The organism is Stenotrophomonas sp. SMYL11, assembly GCF_036320005.1.
Lineage (GTDB): Bacteria > Pseudomonadota > Gammaproteobacteria > Xanthomonadales > Xanthomonadaceae > Stenotrophomonas > Stenotrophomonas maltophilia_A.
This window is the reverse complement of the sequence record NZ_JAWIRS010000009.1, coordinates 31,439-46,866: the sequence shown is the minus strand read 5'-3', so window position 1 is coordinate 46,866 and position 15,428 is coordinate 31,439. Positions and strand designations below refer to the sequence as shown.

Sequence of the window (15,428 nt, the reverse complement as noted above, 5' to 3'; positions counted from 1 at the left end):
GGTCAGGACTGCGGCGGCGTGGCCGTGTTTTCCGCGCGGTCGCCGCTGCGGAAGCTGACGTAGGCTTCGCCACGCAGTTCCTGCAGGAAGCGGTTGTACTCGTCTTCCAGCTTGCGGCGGCCGATGGTCTCGCGGACCTGGGCACGCTGGTTGTCAGTGGTCACGTCGGTCTGGCGGGTGCCCACGCGCTGCACGATGTGCCAGCCGGCATCGGTGCGGAACGGCTGGCTGACGCCGCCGTCCTGGATGCCGGACACCTGCTGGCCGAACGCCGGACCGAACGCGTCGGCCGGGAACCAGCCCAGATCGCCGCCCTGACCCTTGCTGTTGTTGTCCTCGGAGGACTCCTTGGCCACGGTCTCGAAGTCCGCGCCACCGGCGATGCGGGCACGCAGGGTATCGATCTTGGCCTTGGCCGCAGCGTCGGTCTGGTGATCGTCCACGCGCACCAGGATGTGGCGGCCGTGGTACTCGGTGACCGTGTGCTCGCCACCGCTGGCGGCGCTGGCATCACGCACGTCCACCAGCTTCAGCAGCTGGAAGCCGCTGGGGCCGCGGATCGGGCCGACCACTTCGCCGGGCTTCATCTTTTCCATCATCTGCGCGAAGGCCTGCGGGATTTCGTCCAGGCTGCGCCAGCCCAGGTCGCCGCCTTCCAGCGCGTTGGGGCTGTCCGAATAGCGAACGGCGGCCGCGTTGAAGTCCAGCTCGCCCTTGTCCAGCAGCGCCTTCACGCCGTCGGCCTTCTTCTGGCCGGTGGCGATCTGGTCGGCGTTGGAGCCGTCGGGCAGGGCGATCAGGATGTGCGCCAGGTGGTACTGGTTGCCAACCGTGGCCTGCTGCTTCAGCGCGGCGTCGACTTCGCCCTCGCTGACGCTGATGCGGCTCTGCGCGAAGCTCTGGCGCAGGCGCTGCACGGTGATTTCATCGCGCACCGAAGCGCGGAAATCGTTGAAGTCGATGCCGTCGTGGGCCAGGCGCTGGCGCAGTGCATCCAGGTTCGAGCCGTTCTGCTGGGCGATGGCATTCATCGCCTGGTTCAGCTCCTGGTCGCTGACGCGGATGCCGCTGCCCTGGGCGCGGGCCACCTGCAACTTGACCAGCACCAGGCGCTCGAGCACCTGGCGGCTGAGCACGTCTTCCGGCGGCAGCTGGTTCTCACGGCCGGCGTACTGCGCCTTGATGTTGGCGATCGCACGCTGGAGCTCGCTCTGCAGGATCACGTCCTCGTCGACGACGGCGGCGATGCGGTCCAACGGCTGCGCCTCCTGCGCGAGCACCTGCAGGGGGGCGGACACGCTGGACACCGCCAGCAGGGAGGCGAGAAGAACGGGGAAGCGCTTGGTCATGGGATCTGATTCGGATCGTAGTCATCCCGGGTCGCTCCGGTGTTGCTGGGCGGCACGAGATAGAGGTCGTCGCGGTTGTAGCCGAGGATAGCACGGCGCAGCGTACGGTCCGTGTCCTGGCCGATGGAGCTGAGGCCCTTGAGGACGAACTCCAGCTGGATGGAATTGTTCATGTCGCCTTCGCGGTTGCGCACGTAGCGGCGGGCCACCGCACGCACGGCCAGGCAGCAGCTATCCCACTGCACGCCGGCGATGATCTCCAGCGGTTCCTTGTCCTGCAGCGAGTAGTAATACCGGCCCACCAGGCTCCAGCGCGCATTCAGCGGGTACAGGAACGACAGGTCGGCCTGCTCCAGCAGGGTCCGGTCATGCTTGTTGGCGGTCGCCGGGGCGCCGGCATTGATGCGGTAGCGGTAGCTGAGGTTGATCACGCCATCGTTGGGCATCAGATAACGGGCGCGGACACTGGCCAGATCCTCGCGCTTGTACTTCGGGTCCCACTGGTAGGTGGCGCCCAGGGTCCAGCGGTCGTTGATCATGTAGTTGCCGTCGGCGATCCACGCCGACTTGCCCTTCTCCACCGGCGCGCCGCCCGGCGTGGTGCTGACCCGTGATTCGTCGAAGTACTGGATCTGGCCGATTGCGGCCGAGAAGCGTTCCTTGCCGGTGGTCTGGTCGATGAAGCGGGTGCCCAATGCCAGGGTCAGCTGGTTGGCATCGTTCTGGCGGTCGGCGCCGGTATAGCGCGAGTCGCGGAACAGCTGGCCCCAGCTGAAGGTGAAGTCACGGGTGTCGAAGATCGGCAGCTCGTCCTGGTTGCGGTAGGGCGTGCGCAGGTAGAACAGGCGCGGCTCCAGGGTCTGCAGGAATGACTTGCCACCGATCGACGTCTCGCGATCGAAGAACAGGCCGGCATCAAGGCTGCCGATCGGCAGGCTGCGGCTGGGCGAGGTATTGCCGCGCAGCTGTTCCGGGGTGGCCGTGGCCGGGTCGATGCCTTGCGAGCGCAGGATCTGGGCCTGGATGCCCCTTACCCCATCCACTAGACCACGGTCCAGTTGATAGGCGGTGTAGCGGTAGGCCAGGGTAGGGGTCACATACCAGGCTGCGCCACTGATCGGGAACGACACATACGGCTTCACGTCCAGTCGCGAACCGCCGCTGACACCGACGCCGTCGGTCCACTGCACTCCATTACGGGTGTACTGCAGATCCTCGCCGGCGCCGACGGCATTCTTGAAGTTGATGTCGTCATGCGTGAAACGCACCGCTTCGGTGTAGATGCCGGTTTCCAGCCACGGCAGCACCGGCTTGTTCCAGTTGAAGAACAGGCGTGGCTCGCGGTTGTAGGGCAGGGCGCGCTCGTCGAGGGTGTAGTCGGTCAGCTGCCAGCGGTCGGCCATGATGCCGGCGGTCCAGTTCTGGCCGGTGCCGTACAGGCCGATGGTGCTCTGCAGGTTGGAGGCGGTCACCCCCACCAAGCGGTTGGCGAAGTCCTCGACATAGCGCTCGTCGCTTACCCAGGCCAGGTTGGCGCGGGCCTGCCAGTGGCTGTTCACGTTGTGGTAGCCGTCGAACATCACCCGGCCGCGGTCGCGGTCGCGCAGCTTGTCGTTGGGCATGTAGCTGGTCAGCACCTCGCCACGGCCGCCGTTGTAGAGGTAGCGGAACTCGTTGTCGAGCAGCAGGCCGCGTCGGCTCATGTAGCGCGGCGTCAGGGTGTCGTCGTAGTTCGGCGCCAGATTGAAGTAGATCGGCTGCGCGTAGTCGACACCGTTGCGGCCGGACATGCCCAGCTGCGGGAACAGCAGGCCGGTCTTGCGACGGTCATCGATCGGGAACTTGAAGTAGGGCGCCCACAGCACCGGTACATTGCCGATGCGCAGCACCGCGTTGCGGGCCGTGCCGAAGCCTTCGTCGTTGTCCACTTCGATCTGCGGCGCCGACAGCTTCCATACCGGCTGCGATGGGTCGCAGGTGGTGTAGGTGGAGCGGTGCATCTGGCCGACCGCGCCCTGCAGGTCGACCGACTCGGCATCGCCGTTGCCCCGGCGCGACACCAGCTGGTACTTGATGTCGGAGATCTTGTGGGTGTCGCTTTCCTGGTTGCCTTCGGCACGCTTGGCGACCATCCGGATCGACCCGTCCTGGTAGCGGACATTGCCGTCGGCGATGTAGTTGCCGGTCTCGGTGTCGAAGCTGAGCTTGTCCGTACCGACGAACTGGTCACCCCGGCGCAGCGCCACGTTGCCCTCGTACTGCGGCACGGTGGTGGTGCCCAGCAGCTGGTCGCCTTCGATGTCGGTCGGCTGGTTCTCGCGGGCGGCCGCAGCAGGAGCCTTGTCCTGGGCCGGGACCGGGGTGGGGGCGTCGGTGAACGCAGGAATGACGTCGGTGGCCGGGCACAGGCCCCAGTTGAGCGGCTTATCATCGGCCATCGCCGGCAGGCTGATGGCGATGCTCAGAGGCAGGGGAAGCAGGCGGAGGGCTCGGCGCACGCGGTTCGGATTCGGGCGAAAACGGACGGTAGCTTGCCCCATCCCTTGCATAGGGGCAATGAAGGGCGCCGGAGCCTGCCGGTTCGGGTTCATCCGGCGGAGGCACCCGCAGAGGGTGTGATCAGGGCCTGGACATGGGCCACGCTGCACTCGGCCAGGGCCTGCAGGTCGTAGCCTCCCTCCAGCATCGAGACCACCCGGCCGGCCGCATGGCGGCGTGCCAGCGCGTGCATTTCACGGGTGATCCAGGCGAAATCGTCGGTCTCCAGCATCAGGTCGGCCTGCGGGTCGCGCAGGTGGGCGTCGAAGCCGGCCGAGATCAGCAGGAGTTGCGGACGGAAGTCGTCGATGGCCGGCAGCATCTCGTCGGCCCAGACATTGCGGAAGCGGAAACCGCCACTGCCGGGGGGCAGCAGGATGTTCATCAGGTTGCCGGCACCACGGTCGCGGCGCAGGCCGGAATTGGGAAACAGCCCGGCCTGGTGGGTGCTGTAGTAAGAGACCCGGGCGTCGTGCTGGAAGATGTCCTGGGTGCCATTGCCGTGGTGGACGTCGAAATCGACCACCGCGATCCGCTCCAGGCCATGGCGGTCGCGGGCATGGGCGGCGGCAATGGCGATGTTGTTCAGCAGGCAGAAGCCCATCGCCGTGCTGCTGGTGGCGTGGTGGCCCGGCGGGCGTACCGCGCAGAAGGCCAGCGGGTCCTCGCCCAGCATCACCGCATCGACCGCGGCCACGCCGGCGCCGGCGGCGTGCACGGCGGCGCTGGCCGATCCGGGCGAGGTCCAGGTGTCCATGTCCAGCTGGCGCAGCGGCGCGGTCTGCGGCTGCAGAACGAAGTCGAGCAGGGCGCTGTCGTGGACCCGGGTCAGTTCACCGAACTTGGCCGGCGGCGCTTCGCGCCAGTCCAACTGGCCGGGGAATGCAGCGTGCAGGGCATCCAGGACATGCTGCAGGCGTTGCGGGCACTCCGGATGGCCGGGGCCGGGGTCATGCAGCAGGCAGGACGGGTGGGTATAGACCAGCATCGTGCCGACTCAGCGCTGGCGCTGCTGTGGCTGCCACAGCGCTTCGCCGTGGCCATCGGCACGGGCCAGCACCCGGGCCAGCACGAACAGCAGGTCCGACAGCCGGTTGAGGTACTGCAGCGCCTCGCTGCGCACAGCCTCGTGGCGGGCCAGGGTGACCGTGTCGCGCTCGGCGCGGCGGACGATGGTGCGGGCCAGATGGCAGCGCGCGGCGGCTTCGCCGCCGGCCGGCAGGATGAATTCCTTCAGCATCGGCAGGTCGGCGTTGTAATGGTCCAGCTGCTGTTCCAGGGCCGAGACGTCGGCGGCGTGGATCGCGGCATGGCCGGGAATGCACAGCTCGGCGCCCAGGTCGAACAGCTGGTGCTGCAGATGCACCACCAGCGCGCGCACATCCTCGGGCAGGGGCGCGGCCAGCAGCAGGCCGAGCGCGGCATTGGCCTCGTCGACGGTGCCGTAGGACGCCACGCGGGCGTCATCCTTGGCTACGCGCTGGCCGTCGCCAAGGCCGGTACTGCCGTCGTCGCCGGTGCGGGTGTAGATGCGCGAGAGGCGATGACCCATGGCGCGGCTCAGTGGCGGATGTCGCGGCGGGCCTGCTGGAGCTTCAGCACCTGCTCCACGGCCAGCTGCAGGGCGGCGGCCAGCGCCACATAGATCGCCGTGGTGCGCAGGTAGGGCCCGAACCACTGCGCGTAGTTCTGTGCCCAGCCGGCCAGGGTCGGCTCGGCCACGTTGCGGCTGCTCCAGTAGAAACCGCCCTGTGCCAGCAGGTGGCAGACCGCCACCGAGGCGACCAGCAGCAGTGCGCCCTTGGCCAGTACCGGCCAGCGCGCACTCTGGTAGTTGCGGCCCAGCAGCATGCCGCCGGCCCACAAAGAGAAGTAGGCCGGCAGCAGTAGCCAGTAGCCCGGCGACACGCAGTAGTGCTGCCAGAAATCCAGACCGCTGCTGCGGATCACTATCCAGTCCACCAGCACCGCGAACAGCATCAGCAGCGGGAACGCCCAGCGCGTCCAGCGCGCCAGGTAGAAGCCACCGATGAAGAACACGGCCCAGGAGGCATCCGGAATGGCCGCGAAGTGATTGACCCGGGTCGCCGCCAGCAGCAGTACGAGTACGGACAGGACGAAGGCGCGGTTGGCGGTATCGGACATGGTGGGGGCCCGGAGCGGATTCAGGTTTCATTCTAGCCCGCCGCGCAGGTTGGCGCAGGTGCCGCCCGTTCGGCGTACAGTCGGGGCGAGCGCGTATCATGAACACATGAGTGAACGACATGACGTGCTGATTGTCGGTGGTGGCCTGGTCGGTGCCAGCCTGGCCATTGCCCTGGACCGCCTGGGCCGCGACGTGGGCCTGCTTGAGGCCAGCCCGGCCGGCGAGCTGCCTGCGGTGTTCGACCAGCGCAATCTCAGTTTCGCCGCTGCCACCGTCAATGCGCTGACCGCGCTAGGGGTGATGCAGAAGCTGGCGATGGCACCGGGCCCGATCCGGCGCATCCATGTCAGCCGCGCCGGCGATTTCGGCCGTGTGCAACTCGAAGCGGTCGATTACGACCGGCCGTGGTTCGGCCAGGTGGTGGTCGCGCGCGATTTCGGCCAGGCGCTGGAAGCCCGCCTGCAGGAACTGCCACGGCTGCGCCGTTACCGGCCGATGCGGTTCCTGGGGCTGGGCGAGGTGATCGATGGTTACCGCCAGGTGCGGGTGGCTGACGAGGCCGGCGAACGCGTACTGCTGGCACGGCTGGTGGTGGGGGCCGATGGCACCACCAGCGGCGTGCGTGGCGCGCTGGGCATCGAGGTCGACCGCCATGATTTCCAGCAGACCCTGTTCGTGGCCCGCGTGCGCAGCCAGCGTGCGCCGGATGGCACCGCCTGGGAACGCTTCACCGATACCGGCCCGACGGCCCTGCTGCCACGTGGCGATCGTCACTTCGGCACCGTGCACGGCGTAGCGCGCGACCAGGCCGATGCGGTGATGGCGTTGGACGATGCGGCCTGGCTGCAACGCCTGCAGAACGCGATCGGCTGGCGTGCCGGCCGCCTGCTTGAGTCGGGGCCGCGCAGCGCCTACCCGCTCATCCAGGTGCTGGCACGCGCGCTGGCCGGTGAGCGCACGGTGCTGCTCGGCAATGCGGCGCAGACCATCCATCCGCTGGGCGCACAGGGCTTCAACCTGGGCCTTCGCGATGCGCTGACCCTGGCCGAACTGCTGGAGGATGCGCATGAGGATGCCGGCAGTGATGCACTGCTGAAGGCCTACGTCGCGCGTCGCGAGGAAGATCGCCGGCAGACGGTGGCGTTCTCCGGTGGGCTGGCGCGCCTGACCAGCAACCCGGCACCGCTGATGCGGCCGCTGCGCAGCCTCGGCCTGGTGGCCGCACAGCGCGCGTCGGTGCAGTCGATGCTGGTCGGTGGTGCGATGGGCTTCCGTGGTGACGTGCCGCGCCTGTGCCGCGGAGAAGCCGCATGAGCCGGCGCACGCGTCTTGATGTGGCCATCGTTGGTGGTGGCGTGGTCGGTGCCGCGTGTGCGCTGGCGCTGGCCGATGCCGGCCTGTCGGTTGCGCTGGTGGAAGGCCGTGAACCGGCACCGTGGCAGGCCGCACAGCCGGACCTGCGGGTGTTCGCCTTCGCCGCTGACAACGTTCAACTGTTGAACCGCCTGGGCGTGTGGCCGGCGATCGCGCAGGCCCGCGCCTGGCCTTACCGGCGCATGCAGGTGTGGGATGCGGCCGGTGGCGAGGATCTGCTGTTCGACGCCGATCGCTTCGGTCGTCGTGAGCTGGGCTACATCGTCGAGAACAGCCTGCTGCAGGATCGCCTGTGGGCGGCGCTGCCGGCGGCGGGCGTGCAGCTGCACTGCCCGGCACGGGTGGAAGCGCTGGAACAGGATGAAGACGGCGTGCGCCTGCGCCTGGATGACGGTCGCCGCCTGGAAGCGGCGCTGGCGGTGGCCGCCGACGGTGCCGAGTCGACCCTGCGCCAGCTGGCCGGGATCGAGGTTGAGAAGCATGACTACCGCCAGCGTGGCGTGGTGGCCTATGTGGACAGCGAACTGCCGAACCAGGCCACCGCATGGCAGCGCTTCCTGCCGACCGGGCCGCTGGCGCTGCTGCCGGTGGCCGAGCGCCGCAGTTCGATCGTCTGGACCCTGCCCGAGGATGAAGCAGCGCGTGTGTTGGCGCTGGACGAGGACGCCTTCAACCGCGAACTGACGCGAGCGTTCGCCGCGCGCCTGGGCGAACTGCGGCTGGCATCACCGCGTGCGGCGTTCCCGCTGCGTCGGCAGCTGGCCCGTCACTACGTGGCCGGCCGCGTGCTGGCATTGGGCGATGCTGCGCATGTGGTGCATCCACTAGCTGGGCAGGGCGTGAATCTGGGGCTGCGCGATGTCGCCGCCCTGCAGCAGTGGCTGGCGCCGTCGGCCGAACGCCGCGGCCAGCCGCGGCTGTCGCCGCAGCGCCTGCAGCGCTGGGCACGCGAACGGCGCAGCGACAACCACATCGCCGCCTACAGTTTCGATGCGATCAACCGCCTGTTCTCCAACGACGAAATACACCTGACCCTGGCCCGTGGACGTGCGCTGGGCTGTGTCGGCAAATGGCCGCCGCTGGTGCAGGCGTTCTGGAAGCGCGCCGCTGGGGTCTGACCGGAATACAGGCCGCTCTGGCAGGTGCCAACGCCGCTCCGGTAGGTGCCAACCTTGGTTGGCACAAGGCTGGAAATACCCTCGCCTCATCTGGGCCCAGGATGCCTGATGGATGTGCCAGCCAAGGTTGGCACCTACCAGAAGCGGGCTCCGTTACCGCCGTTGATCCACGCCATGCGAGGATGAAGATCGCGACGGCGGATCAATCAACCAGCCAACCAGCCAGGTCGGCACGATCCAGCTTGCCGCGACGCTTCACGTCCAACGCATTGAACTCGTCGGCCAGCGCCGGATTGGCCTGCGCTTCCTCGCGGCTGATGAAGCCATCACCGTTCACATCCAGCGCAGCGAAGTGGATGCGGTACTGGCCGACCACGCTGCTCGGTTCCAGCGAACGCACGGTCACCTGTGCCTCGCCGGCCGGCCGTGCAATCTCGACGCTGCCGCTGACCCGGCCGGCATCCAGCGGTTGCTGGCGGATCGCGCCGCCGGTCGGGCCCAGGGGCTGGCTCTGTGCAGGGGTGTGCGGCAGCTGCTGGGCAATGGCCGGTGCGGCTGCCAGCACAGTGATCAGCATGGCGAGCGGGTGGTATCGCATGGTTCCCTTCCTCGGTAGCGCCGGGCCATGCCCGGCGGGCATGTTCCTCAGCGCAGCGGCGAGGCCAGTACCGTGATCTCCTCACGGTCGTGATAGAGCTGCTTGGCACGTACCACCAGCGGCTTGCCGGCCTGCTCCTGGAACAGGTCCAGGCACAAGCGGGTTTCGTCCCAGCGCTTCTTCATCGGCAGCTTCAGATTGAAGATCGCGTGCCTGCACCAGCCTTGGCGGAACCAGGTGGCCATGCGTTCGGCCACGCGGCGCGGCTGCTCGACCATGTCGCAGACCATCCAGTCCAGCGGCTGTTCCGGGTGCCAGTGGAAGCCATCGGCGCGCAGGTGCTCGACCAGGCCGGTGTCCAGCACGTGCTGGCGCAGCGGTCCGTTGTCGATGCTCAGCACGTGCATGTGCTGGCGGGTAAGCACCCAGGTCCAGCCGCCTGGTGCGGCACCCAGGTCGGCCGCGCGCATGCCGGGCCTGGCCAGCGCCTCGCGCTCTTCCGGCGTCAGCAGGGTCAGCAACGCTTCGTCCAGCTTCAGCGCCGAACGCGACGGCGCTTCGGGCAGCAGCTTCAATCGCGGGATGCCAAGTGCCCACGGCGCGCTGTCGGCCGGGTCGGCCACGCAGACGAAGGCGTGGGTGCCGTCGACGAACACCACGTGCAGGCGCGGCAGGCGGTCGTTCGGCTTGTCGGTGAGCTTGCCGGCCTTGCGCAGCGCCGGGCGCAGCGCATTGCCGAAGGCACGGGCCAGCCCGGACAGCGGCTTGCCGGCGTCCGAATCGGGATGTTCCACCCACAGGTCGCCGAAGCGCGGCGCATCGGCCAACACCTCCAGCATCGGGGTGATGCGGTCGGCCGGGTCCAGCTGCGGCAGCTCGGCCAGCACCACCAGCTTCTGCCGCGCGAAGATCAGTTCGCGCCAGCGCAGGCGCGGCGCCAGTGCCGCGGCTTCGTCGCACATGAAAAGCACATAGCCGTCATTGCGCTGGGTGCGCGCATAACCGGCGAAACCGGCTTCGCCGGCGCGGAACTGCAGCTCGCCGGCCAGCTCGGGTTCGAAGCCCTGCCGGCACAGGCACAGCAGGCCGATGCCGGCCTCAGTAACGGGCGCCATCGCTTTCCCCATAGGCACGCAGCACGCTGCGCGCGGCGTCGCGGTTCAGGCCCTGCACCACTTCGATGCCGCGCTTGTTGAGCTCGCCCACCCAGTCGGCCGGCAGCGGGCCTTCATCGAACGGGGTCAGCTCTTCGACGTCGGCGGAGTTGGCACCGATCAGCAGGCGGTCGATGCCGGCCCACACGGTGGCGCCGTAGCACTGGCAGCACGGCTGCGAGCTGGTGGCCAGGGTGACCGGCGACAGCACCGCGTTCAGGCGCGGGGTCTGCAGGCGCTGCTGGGCCAGCATGTAGGCCATGTTCTCGGCGTGCGCCAGCGAGGTCGCGTGCGGCATCACCCGGTTCACGCCGGCGGCGATGACCTTGTCATCCGGGCCGAACACCACCGCACCGAACGGGCCGCCACTGGCGTGCTCGACGTTCAGCCGCGACAGCTCGATCGCCAGCGCGACCTTGGCCTCATCGCCCGGATATCGACGATCCAGGTCGATCTGGTCGTGGATCCAGGCGGGAAGGGTCAGGTGGACTTGCGCGTACAGCATCGCGGGGGTGCCTCGTAGGGAATGGAAGAAGGTGCGGTTGCTTCGGAAACCGGCGCGCAGTGTAGCTGCACCGGCCTGTATCGGGTGTGGCGGTGGGTCAGCCCGGCGAACCGGTGCGGATCACTACATACTGCTTGCGGAATTCCAGCCCAGCCTGCGGCCAGCTGGCCGCGTAGGCGCGCAGCAGGGGCAGGGCGGCGCCGAAGTCGTGGCCGTTGACCCGGCAATCGGCCTCGCACAGGCCGTCGGCATCGCGCGAGGCGAACAGGCGGATGGCGAGGAATTGGCGGGCTTTCAGCAGCTCGTTGAAGGCCTCCATGCTGCGGGTGAACAGGCAGCAGGGGCAGGAACCATGATCGTCTTCGCTGCAGGTGGAGGCATCCACTTCCTGTGAACGGTAGTGCGCCAACGGCCCCAGCACCACAGTGCGCTCGTGTTCCTCGCCATCGTCACCGGCCGGATAGGTCAGGCCCATCATCGGCAGGCCCTGTGCATCTTCGGCGCCGATCGCGGTCTGCAGGGTCACCAGGTCCACCCGGGCCCAGGCCTGGAAGCCGGACAACAGCGATGCCTGCTCATCGGCGCCATTTGCGTGCTGGTACTCGAACAGGCCATCGGCGAACAGCAGCGGATGCTGGCTTTCGATGACGGTGGAGGTCTGCCAGCCGCCGTTGTCGCGCGCGTGCGCGGCCATCGCATGCGGGGTCAGGCGCAGGCCGCTGTCCAGCAGCAGCGCGTCGCCGTCGGCGTGGCTGGCGATGCCGGCCTCCTGCAGGACCTGCTGCAGCAGCGGGAGGAGGTCGGTGGAGGTCATGGTCATGTCAGGCCTGTGGATGGATGGGGTGGAACATCCAGGCAAGGCCTGGGGTCTAGCGGTCGAGCGCGTCGAGTTCGGCGCGATATCGCTGCGCGTCGGATTGCTGCTGCGGGTCGCTGCCATGATCGCGCAGCCAGGTTTCCAGCTCGCGGCGATAGTCCGCGCGGAAATCGGCATTGTCGGGGCTGAAGTGCAGCTTGCGCGCCGCCACTTCCACGCGCTCGCGCGCGCTGGCACGGGCCTGGGCGATGCCGTGCGGCGATTCGTTGGTGAGGATGACGAAGTTGTGCGGGAAACCCGGTGTGTACTTCACCACGAACGGCTGGTCGGGCGCCGGGATGCGGATCGCGTTCTCCAGCGGCCACAGCGAGGCGGTGTTGGTGTGGAACACCACCTCCACGTCGCGGCCCTCGGCGGTGCGCAGCACCCCTTCGTAGCGCCAGATGTACTGCTCGTTCATCGTCGAGCTGGTGCGCTCGGACTTCACGATCACTGCTTCGCCAGGCTCGCCCACCACGTTGAGGAAGGCGGCGTTGAGGAAGTGACCGAGGAAGATATTGAGCATCGCCAGCGGGAACACCACGATGGCGTAGCCCGGAAAGCGCCGCCACCAAGAGACCAGCCCGGCCAGCACCATCGCCGAAAAGAACGTCAGCAGCGGATGCTGCGAGATGAACCAGAGCAGGACGGAGAGGGCGGTGATCATCGTCGGAGTCATGCGGGCGCCGTGCTGGCGCCCGCGCAGGTCCTCAGGCCGACCAGGTGTCGCGCAGGGTCACGCTGCGGTTGAACACCGGCTTGGCCTCGGTGTGGTCGCGGCGGTCTGCGACGAAGTAGCCGGTGCGTTCGAACTGGAACGACTGCTCCGGCGCAGCGCTGGCCGCGGCCGGCTCGACATAGCCGGTGACAGTGCGGCGCGATTCCGGGTTGAGGTAGTCGCGGTAGGTCTTGCCTTCCGACTCGTCGTCCGGGTTCGGCACCGAGAACAGGCGGTCGTACAGGCGGATCTCGGCCGGCACACCATGCACGGCGCTGACCCAGTGGATGGTGCCCTTGACCTTGCGGTTGGCGCCTTCCATGCCCGGACGCGATTCCGGGTCCAGCCAGCCGCGCAGCTCGGTGATGGTGCCGTCGGCATCCTTGATCACTTCATCGCAGCGGATGATGCCGGCACCGCGCAGGCGCACTTCGCCACCCGGGACCAGGCGCTTCCAGCCCTTCGGCGGCACTTCGGCGAAGTCTTCGCGGTCGATCCACACTTCGCGTGCGAACGGCACTTCGCGGCTGCCGAAGCTCTCGTCCTTCGGGTGGTTGCTGAAGGTGAGCTGTTCTACGTGGCCTTCCGGCAGGTTGGTCAGCACCAGCTTGACCGGGTCGACCACCGCCATGCGGCGCGGCGCGGCGCTGTCGAGGTCTTCGCGCAGCGCGCCTTCCAGCACGCTGAAATCGATCAGCGAATTCTGCTTGCTGATGCCCACGCGCTCGGCGAACAGGCGCATCGCCGCCGGGGTATAGCCACGGCGACGCAGGCCCTGCAGGGTCGGCATGCGCGGGTCTTCCCAGCCGTCCACCAGCTGCTCGGTAACCAGTGCCATCAGCTTGCGCTTGCTCAACACCGTGTAGTTGATGTTCAGTCGCGAGAACTCGATCTGGCGCGGCTTGGCTGCTTCGCGCGGCAGGCCGGCGTCGACCAGCGGCTGGGTCAGCGTGTCGTCATGGGCGAAATCGACGTTGTCCACGCACCAGTCGTACAGCGGGCGGTGGTCTTCGAATTCCAGCGTGCACAGCGAGTGGGTGATGCCCTCGATCGAGTCGCCCAGCGCGTGCGCGAAGTCGTACATCGGGTAGATCGGCCACGCGTTGCCGGTGTTCTGGTGCTCGACGTGCTTGATGCGGTACAGCGCCGGATCGCGCAGGTTGATGTTGCCGCTGGCCATGTCGATCTTCGCGCGCAGGGTGCGCGCGCCATCCGGGAATTCACCGGCGCGCATGCGGCGGAACAGGTCGAGGTTTTCCTCGACGCTGCGGTCGCGCCACGGCGACGGGCGGCCCGGCTCGGTCAGGGTGCCGCGGTAGGCGCGCACTTCCTCGGCCGACAGGTCGCAGACATAGGCCTTGCCCTGTTCGATCAGCTTTTCGGCGGCCAGGTAATAGGCCTGGAAGTAGTCAGAAGCATGGCGCAGCTCGTTCCAGCTGAAGCCCAGCCAGCGCACGTCGTCCTGGATCGCGGCCACGTATTCCGGATCTTCCTTGGCCGGGTTGGTGTCGTCGAAGCGCAGGTTGCAGACGCCGCTGAACTCGCCGGCGATGCCGAAGTTCAGGCAGATCGACTTGGCATGGCCGATGTGCAGGTAGCCGTTCGGTTCCGGCGGGAAACGGGTCTTGATCGCCTGGTGCTTTCCGCTGGCTAGGTCCTCGCGCACGATCTGGCGGATGAAATCGCGCTTCTCGTGGCTGTCGGCGGGGGTCTCGGGGCTGGCGGGGGTGTGCTCGGACATGAGTCTGGGGCGAAAAAGGGCAGAAAGACCAACAGTCTAGCGCGTACGGGGCAGGGCTGCCCGGTGGGGTGTGGGGATGCCGGCCAGCGGCCGGCACTACCAACCTCTCTTCCGGTAGCGCCGGCCGCTGGCCGGCGAGCACAGCGCCACCATTCAGTCCCGGGGCGTATGCTGGAACCCTGTCCCACGGAGCTGCCGCATGCACATCGTGTACAAGGCCGACAATCTGTTCGACGCCCACCTGGTCAAGCACGCGCTGGAGGATGCGGGCATCCCGGCCTTCGTGTTCGGCGAGTCGTTGCTGGGCGGCATGGGCGAGCTGCCGCTGTTCGGCGTGCTGCGGGTGGGCATCCCTGATGCGGCACGGCCGCAGGCCGAGGACATCGTGGCGGCGCTGGACTTGGGCCACGCGCCGGACGCCCCCATTTCAGATGCAGACGACATAGCCGGCCTTCCGGCGTAGGAGCGCATCATGTTGGGAATTGGCCAGGGCATCCTCGGCATCGGCGCCTTCAAGCAGCGCCTGCCGCGCCCGGAAGAAGCACTGCCGGGGCGTGACCAACCGCTGCCGCTGCACAGCAACCAGCACTTCGTGAACAGCCATCCGCTGAAGGACCGTTTCGCCGGCCTGCAGCAGATCCGCTTCGCGCTGGGCTGCTTCTGGGGCGCCGAGCGCAAGTTCTGGACCGAACCGGGCGTGTACAGCACGTCGGTGGGCTATGCCGGCGGCATTACCCCGAACCCGACCTATGAAGAGGTGTGCTCGGGCCTGACCGGCCACACCGAAGTGGTGCAGGTGGTGTTCGACCCGGCGGTGGTGAGCCTGGAGCGGCTGCTGCAGCTGTTCTGGGAAAGCCACGACCCGACCCAGGGCATGCGCCAGGGCAACGACACCGGCACCCAGTACCGTTCGGCGATCCACGCTACCGACGAGGCGCAGTACGCCGCCGCGCTGGCCGGCCGCGAGGCCTACCAGGCGCAGCTGGATGCGGCCGGCTACGGCCCGATCACCACCGAGATCGTGTATCCGGCGCCGGCGTACTACTACGCCGAGGATTACCATCAGCAGTACCTGGCGAAGAACCCGAATGGTTACTGCGGGATTGGCGGCACCGGGGTGAGCTGCCCGATCGGGCTGGATGTGGAGGCGCCGCGCTGACGCGCGGGGGTCCGCCTGCGGCGGGCAACGTCAACGGCTGAAAGCCAAAGCCAAAGCCAAAGCGGCTCTGGGTTGCTGCTTGTTGGGTGGGGCGGTGTGGGTTGGCAGGACACGCCGTGAACCCGTCCCTGGGGGCTCGATGGCGCCATCCATGGCGCCAACGGTCCTGCCA

Annotated in this window: 15 protein-coding genes; 4 read left to right on the top strand and 11 right to left on the bottom strand. The window is 68.0% G+C overall.

Annotation, left to right across the window (positions count from 1 at the left end):
- Positions 1–2: 2 nt before the first annotated feature.
- The 5 genes from V3B46_RS13485 to V3B46_RS13465 all read right to left on the bottom strand — a co-directional run bounded on the left by V3B46_RS13485 (position 3) and on the right by V3B46_RS13465 (position 6,032).
- Positions 3–1,349: a peptidylprolyl isomerase gene (locus tag V3B46_RS13485; protein ID WP_154262376.1), complete on the bottom strand. Its 1,347-nt coding sequence runs from the start codon at positions 1,347–1,349 to the stop codon at positions 3–5.
- Positions 1,346–3,847 carry an LPS-assembly protein LptD gene (gene lptD, locus V3B46_RS13480; protein ID WP_329892131.1) on the bottom strand — a complete coding sequence of 834 codons (2,502 nt, stop codon included), beginning with the start codon at positions 3,845–3,847 and terminating at the stop codon, positions 1,346–1,348. The genes V3B46_RS13485 and lptD overlap by 4 nt, the downstream gene beginning before the upstream one ends.
- Positions 3,848–3,936: 89 nt before the next feature.
- Positions 3,937–4,875 carry a histone deacetylase family protein gene (locus V3B46_RS13475; protein ID WP_329892130.1) on the bottom strand — a complete coding sequence of 313 codons (939 nt, stop codon included), beginning with the start codon at positions 4,873–4,875 and terminating at the stop codon, positions 3,937–3,939.
- A 9-nt stretch (positions 4,876–4,884) separates the two neighbouring features.
- Complete coding sequence (locus V3B46_RS13470; RefSeq protein ID WP_154262381.1) at positions 4,885–5,439, bottom strand: cob(I)yrinic acid a,c-diamide adenosyltransferase; 555 nt, start codon at positions 5,437–5,439, stop codon at positions 4,885–4,887.
- 8 nt (positions 5,440–5,447) lie between these two features.
- Positions 5,448–6,032 (bottom strand): hypothetical protein, encoded by a 585-nt coding sequence (locus V3B46_RS13465; RefSeq protein ID WP_154262382.1) that lies wholly within the window; start codon positions 6,030–6,032, stop codon positions 5,448–5,450.
- Positions 6,033–6,138: 106 nt separating this feature from the next.
- Between V3B46_RS13465 and ubiH the strand changes: the two genes are divergently transcribed.
- Both ubiH and V3B46_RS13455 read left to right on the top strand, forming a co-directional pair.
- A complete protein-coding gene (ubiH, locus tag V3B46_RS13460; protein WP_329892129.1) occupies positions 6,139–7,347 on the top strand; it encodes a 2-octaprenyl-6-methoxyphenyl hydroxylase in 1,209 nt (402 codons plus the stop codon).
- Entirely contained in the window at positions 7,344–8,525 is a 1,182-nt protein-coding gene (locus V3B46_RS13455) for a UbiH/UbiF family hydroxylase (protein ID WP_329892128.1), read from the top strand. Before ubiH ends, V3B46_RS13455 begins: the two co-directional genes overlap by 4 nt.
- Positions 8,526–8,727: 202 nt before the next feature.
- On the opposite strand, the gene V3B46_RS13450 is transcribed toward V3B46_RS13455, so the two are convergent.
- From V3B46_RS13450 to V3B46_RS13425, 6 genes are all read right to left on the bottom strand, one after another.
- Positions 8,728–9,123: an EF-hand domain-containing protein gene (locus V3B46_RS13450; protein WP_049398146.1), complete on the bottom strand. Its 396-nt coding sequence runs from the start codon at positions 9,121–9,123 to the stop codon at positions 8,728–8,730.
- Between the two features lie 47 nt (positions 9,124–9,170).
- A complete protein-coding gene (gene rlmM, locus V3B46_RS13445) occupies positions 9,171–10,238 on the bottom strand; it encodes a 23S rRNA (cytidine(2498)-2'-O)-methyltransferase RlmM (RefSeq protein ID WP_329892127.1) in 1,068 nt (355 codons plus the stop codon).
- A complete protein-coding gene (locus V3B46_RS13440; RefSeq protein ID WP_004154307.1) occupies positions 10,222–10,782 on the bottom strand; it encodes a nucleoside deaminase in 561 nt (186 codons plus the stop codon). Before V3B46_RS13440 ends, rlmM begins: the two co-directional genes overlap by 17 nt.
- Before the next feature lie 97 nt (positions 10,783–10,879).
- Positions 10,880–11,602 (bottom strand): DUF6348 family protein, encoded by a 723-nt coding sequence (locus tag V3B46_RS13435; RefSeq protein ID WP_329892126.1) that lies wholly within the window; start codon positions 11,600–11,602, stop codon positions 10,880–10,882.
- A gap of 49 nt (positions 11,603–11,651) precedes the next feature.
- Positions 11,652–12,305 carry a hypothetical protein gene (locus V3B46_RS13430; protein ID WP_329892200.1) on the bottom strand — a complete coding sequence of 218 codons (654 nt, stop codon included), beginning with the start codon at positions 12,303–12,305 and terminating at the stop codon, positions 11,652–11,654.
- A 43-nt stretch (positions 12,306–12,348) separates the two neighbouring features.
- A complete protein-coding gene (locus V3B46_RS13425) occupies positions 12,349–14,097 on the bottom strand; it encodes a glutamine--tRNA ligase/YqeY domain fusion protein (RefSeq protein WP_329892125.1) in 1,749 nt (582 codons plus the stop codon).
- 199 nt (positions 14,098–14,296) lie between these two features.
- Here V3B46_RS13425 and V3B46_RS13420 point away from each other — a divergent pair, with 199 nt between their 5' ends.
- On the top strand, positions 14,297–14,560 hold the full coding sequence (locus V3B46_RS13420; RefSeq protein ID WP_010481810.1) for a putative signal transducing protein: 264 nt from the start codon (positions 14,297–14,299) through the stop codon (positions 14,558–14,560).
- 30 nt (positions 14,561–14,590) lie between these two features.
- A complete protein-coding gene (gene msrA / locus V3B46_RS13415; RefSeq protein ID WP_329892199.1) occupies positions 14,591–15,256 on the top strand; it encodes a peptide-methionine (S)-S-oxide reductase MsrA in 666 nt (221 codons plus the stop codon).
- Positions 15,257–15,428 lie beyond the last annotated feature (172 nt).

Excerpts from the sequence above, each read along its gene's own strand:
- V3B46_RS13425 (WP_329892125.1), bottom strand. The coding sequence starts at position 14,097 with ATGTCCGAGCACACCCCCGCCAGCCCCGAGACCCCCGCCGACAGCCAC.
- V3B46_RS13450 (WP_049398146.1), bottom strand. The coding sequence starts at position 9,123 with ATGCGATACCACCCGCTCGCCATGCTGATCACTGTGCTGGCAGCCGCA.
- ubiH (WP_329892129.1), top strand. The coding sequence starts at position 6,139 with ATGAGTGAACGACATGACGTGCTGATTGTCGGTGGTGGCCTGGTCGGT.
- V3B46_RS13465 (WP_154262382.1), bottom strand. The coding sequence starts at position 6,032 with ATGTCCGATACCGCCAACCGCGCCTTCGTCCTGTCCGTACTCGTACTG.
- V3B46_RS13455 (WP_329892128.1), top strand. The coding sequence starts at position 7,344 with ATGAGCCGGCGCACGCGTCTTGATGTGGCCATCGTTGGTGGTGGCGTG.
- V3B46_RS13420 (WP_010481810.1), top strand. The coding sequence starts at position 14,297 with ATGCACATCGTGTACAAGGCCGACAATCTGTTCGACGCCCACCTGGTC.
- V3B46_RS13430 (WP_329892200.1), bottom strand. The coding sequence starts at position 12,305 with ATGATCACCGCCCTCTCCGTCCTGCTCTGGTTCATCTCGCAGCATCCG.
- V3B46_RS13475 (WP_329892130.1), bottom strand. The coding sequence starts at position 4,875 with ATGCTGGTCTATACCCACCCGTCCTGCCTGCTGCATGACCCCGGCCCC.
- V3B46_RS13485 (WP_154262376.1), bottom strand. The coding sequence starts at position 1,349 with ATGACCAAGCGCTTCCCCGTTCTTCTCGCCTCCCTGCTGGCGGTGTCC.
- V3B46_RS13470 (WP_154262381.1), bottom strand. The coding sequence starts at position 5,439 with ATGGGTCATCGCCTCTCGCGCATCTACACCCGCACCGGCGACGACGGC.
- rlmM (WP_329892127.1), bottom strand. The coding sequence starts at position 10,238 with ATGGCGCCCGTTACTGAGGCCGGCATCGGCCTGCTGTGCCTGTGCCGG.
- V3B46_RS13435 (WP_329892126.1), bottom strand. The coding sequence starts at position 11,602 with ATGACCATGACCTCCACCGACCTCCTCCCGCTGCTGCAGCAGGTCCTG.
- V3B46_RS13440 (WP_004154307.1), bottom strand. The coding sequence starts at position 10,782 with ATGCTGTACGCGCAAGTCCACCTGACCCTTCCCGCCTGGATCCACGAC.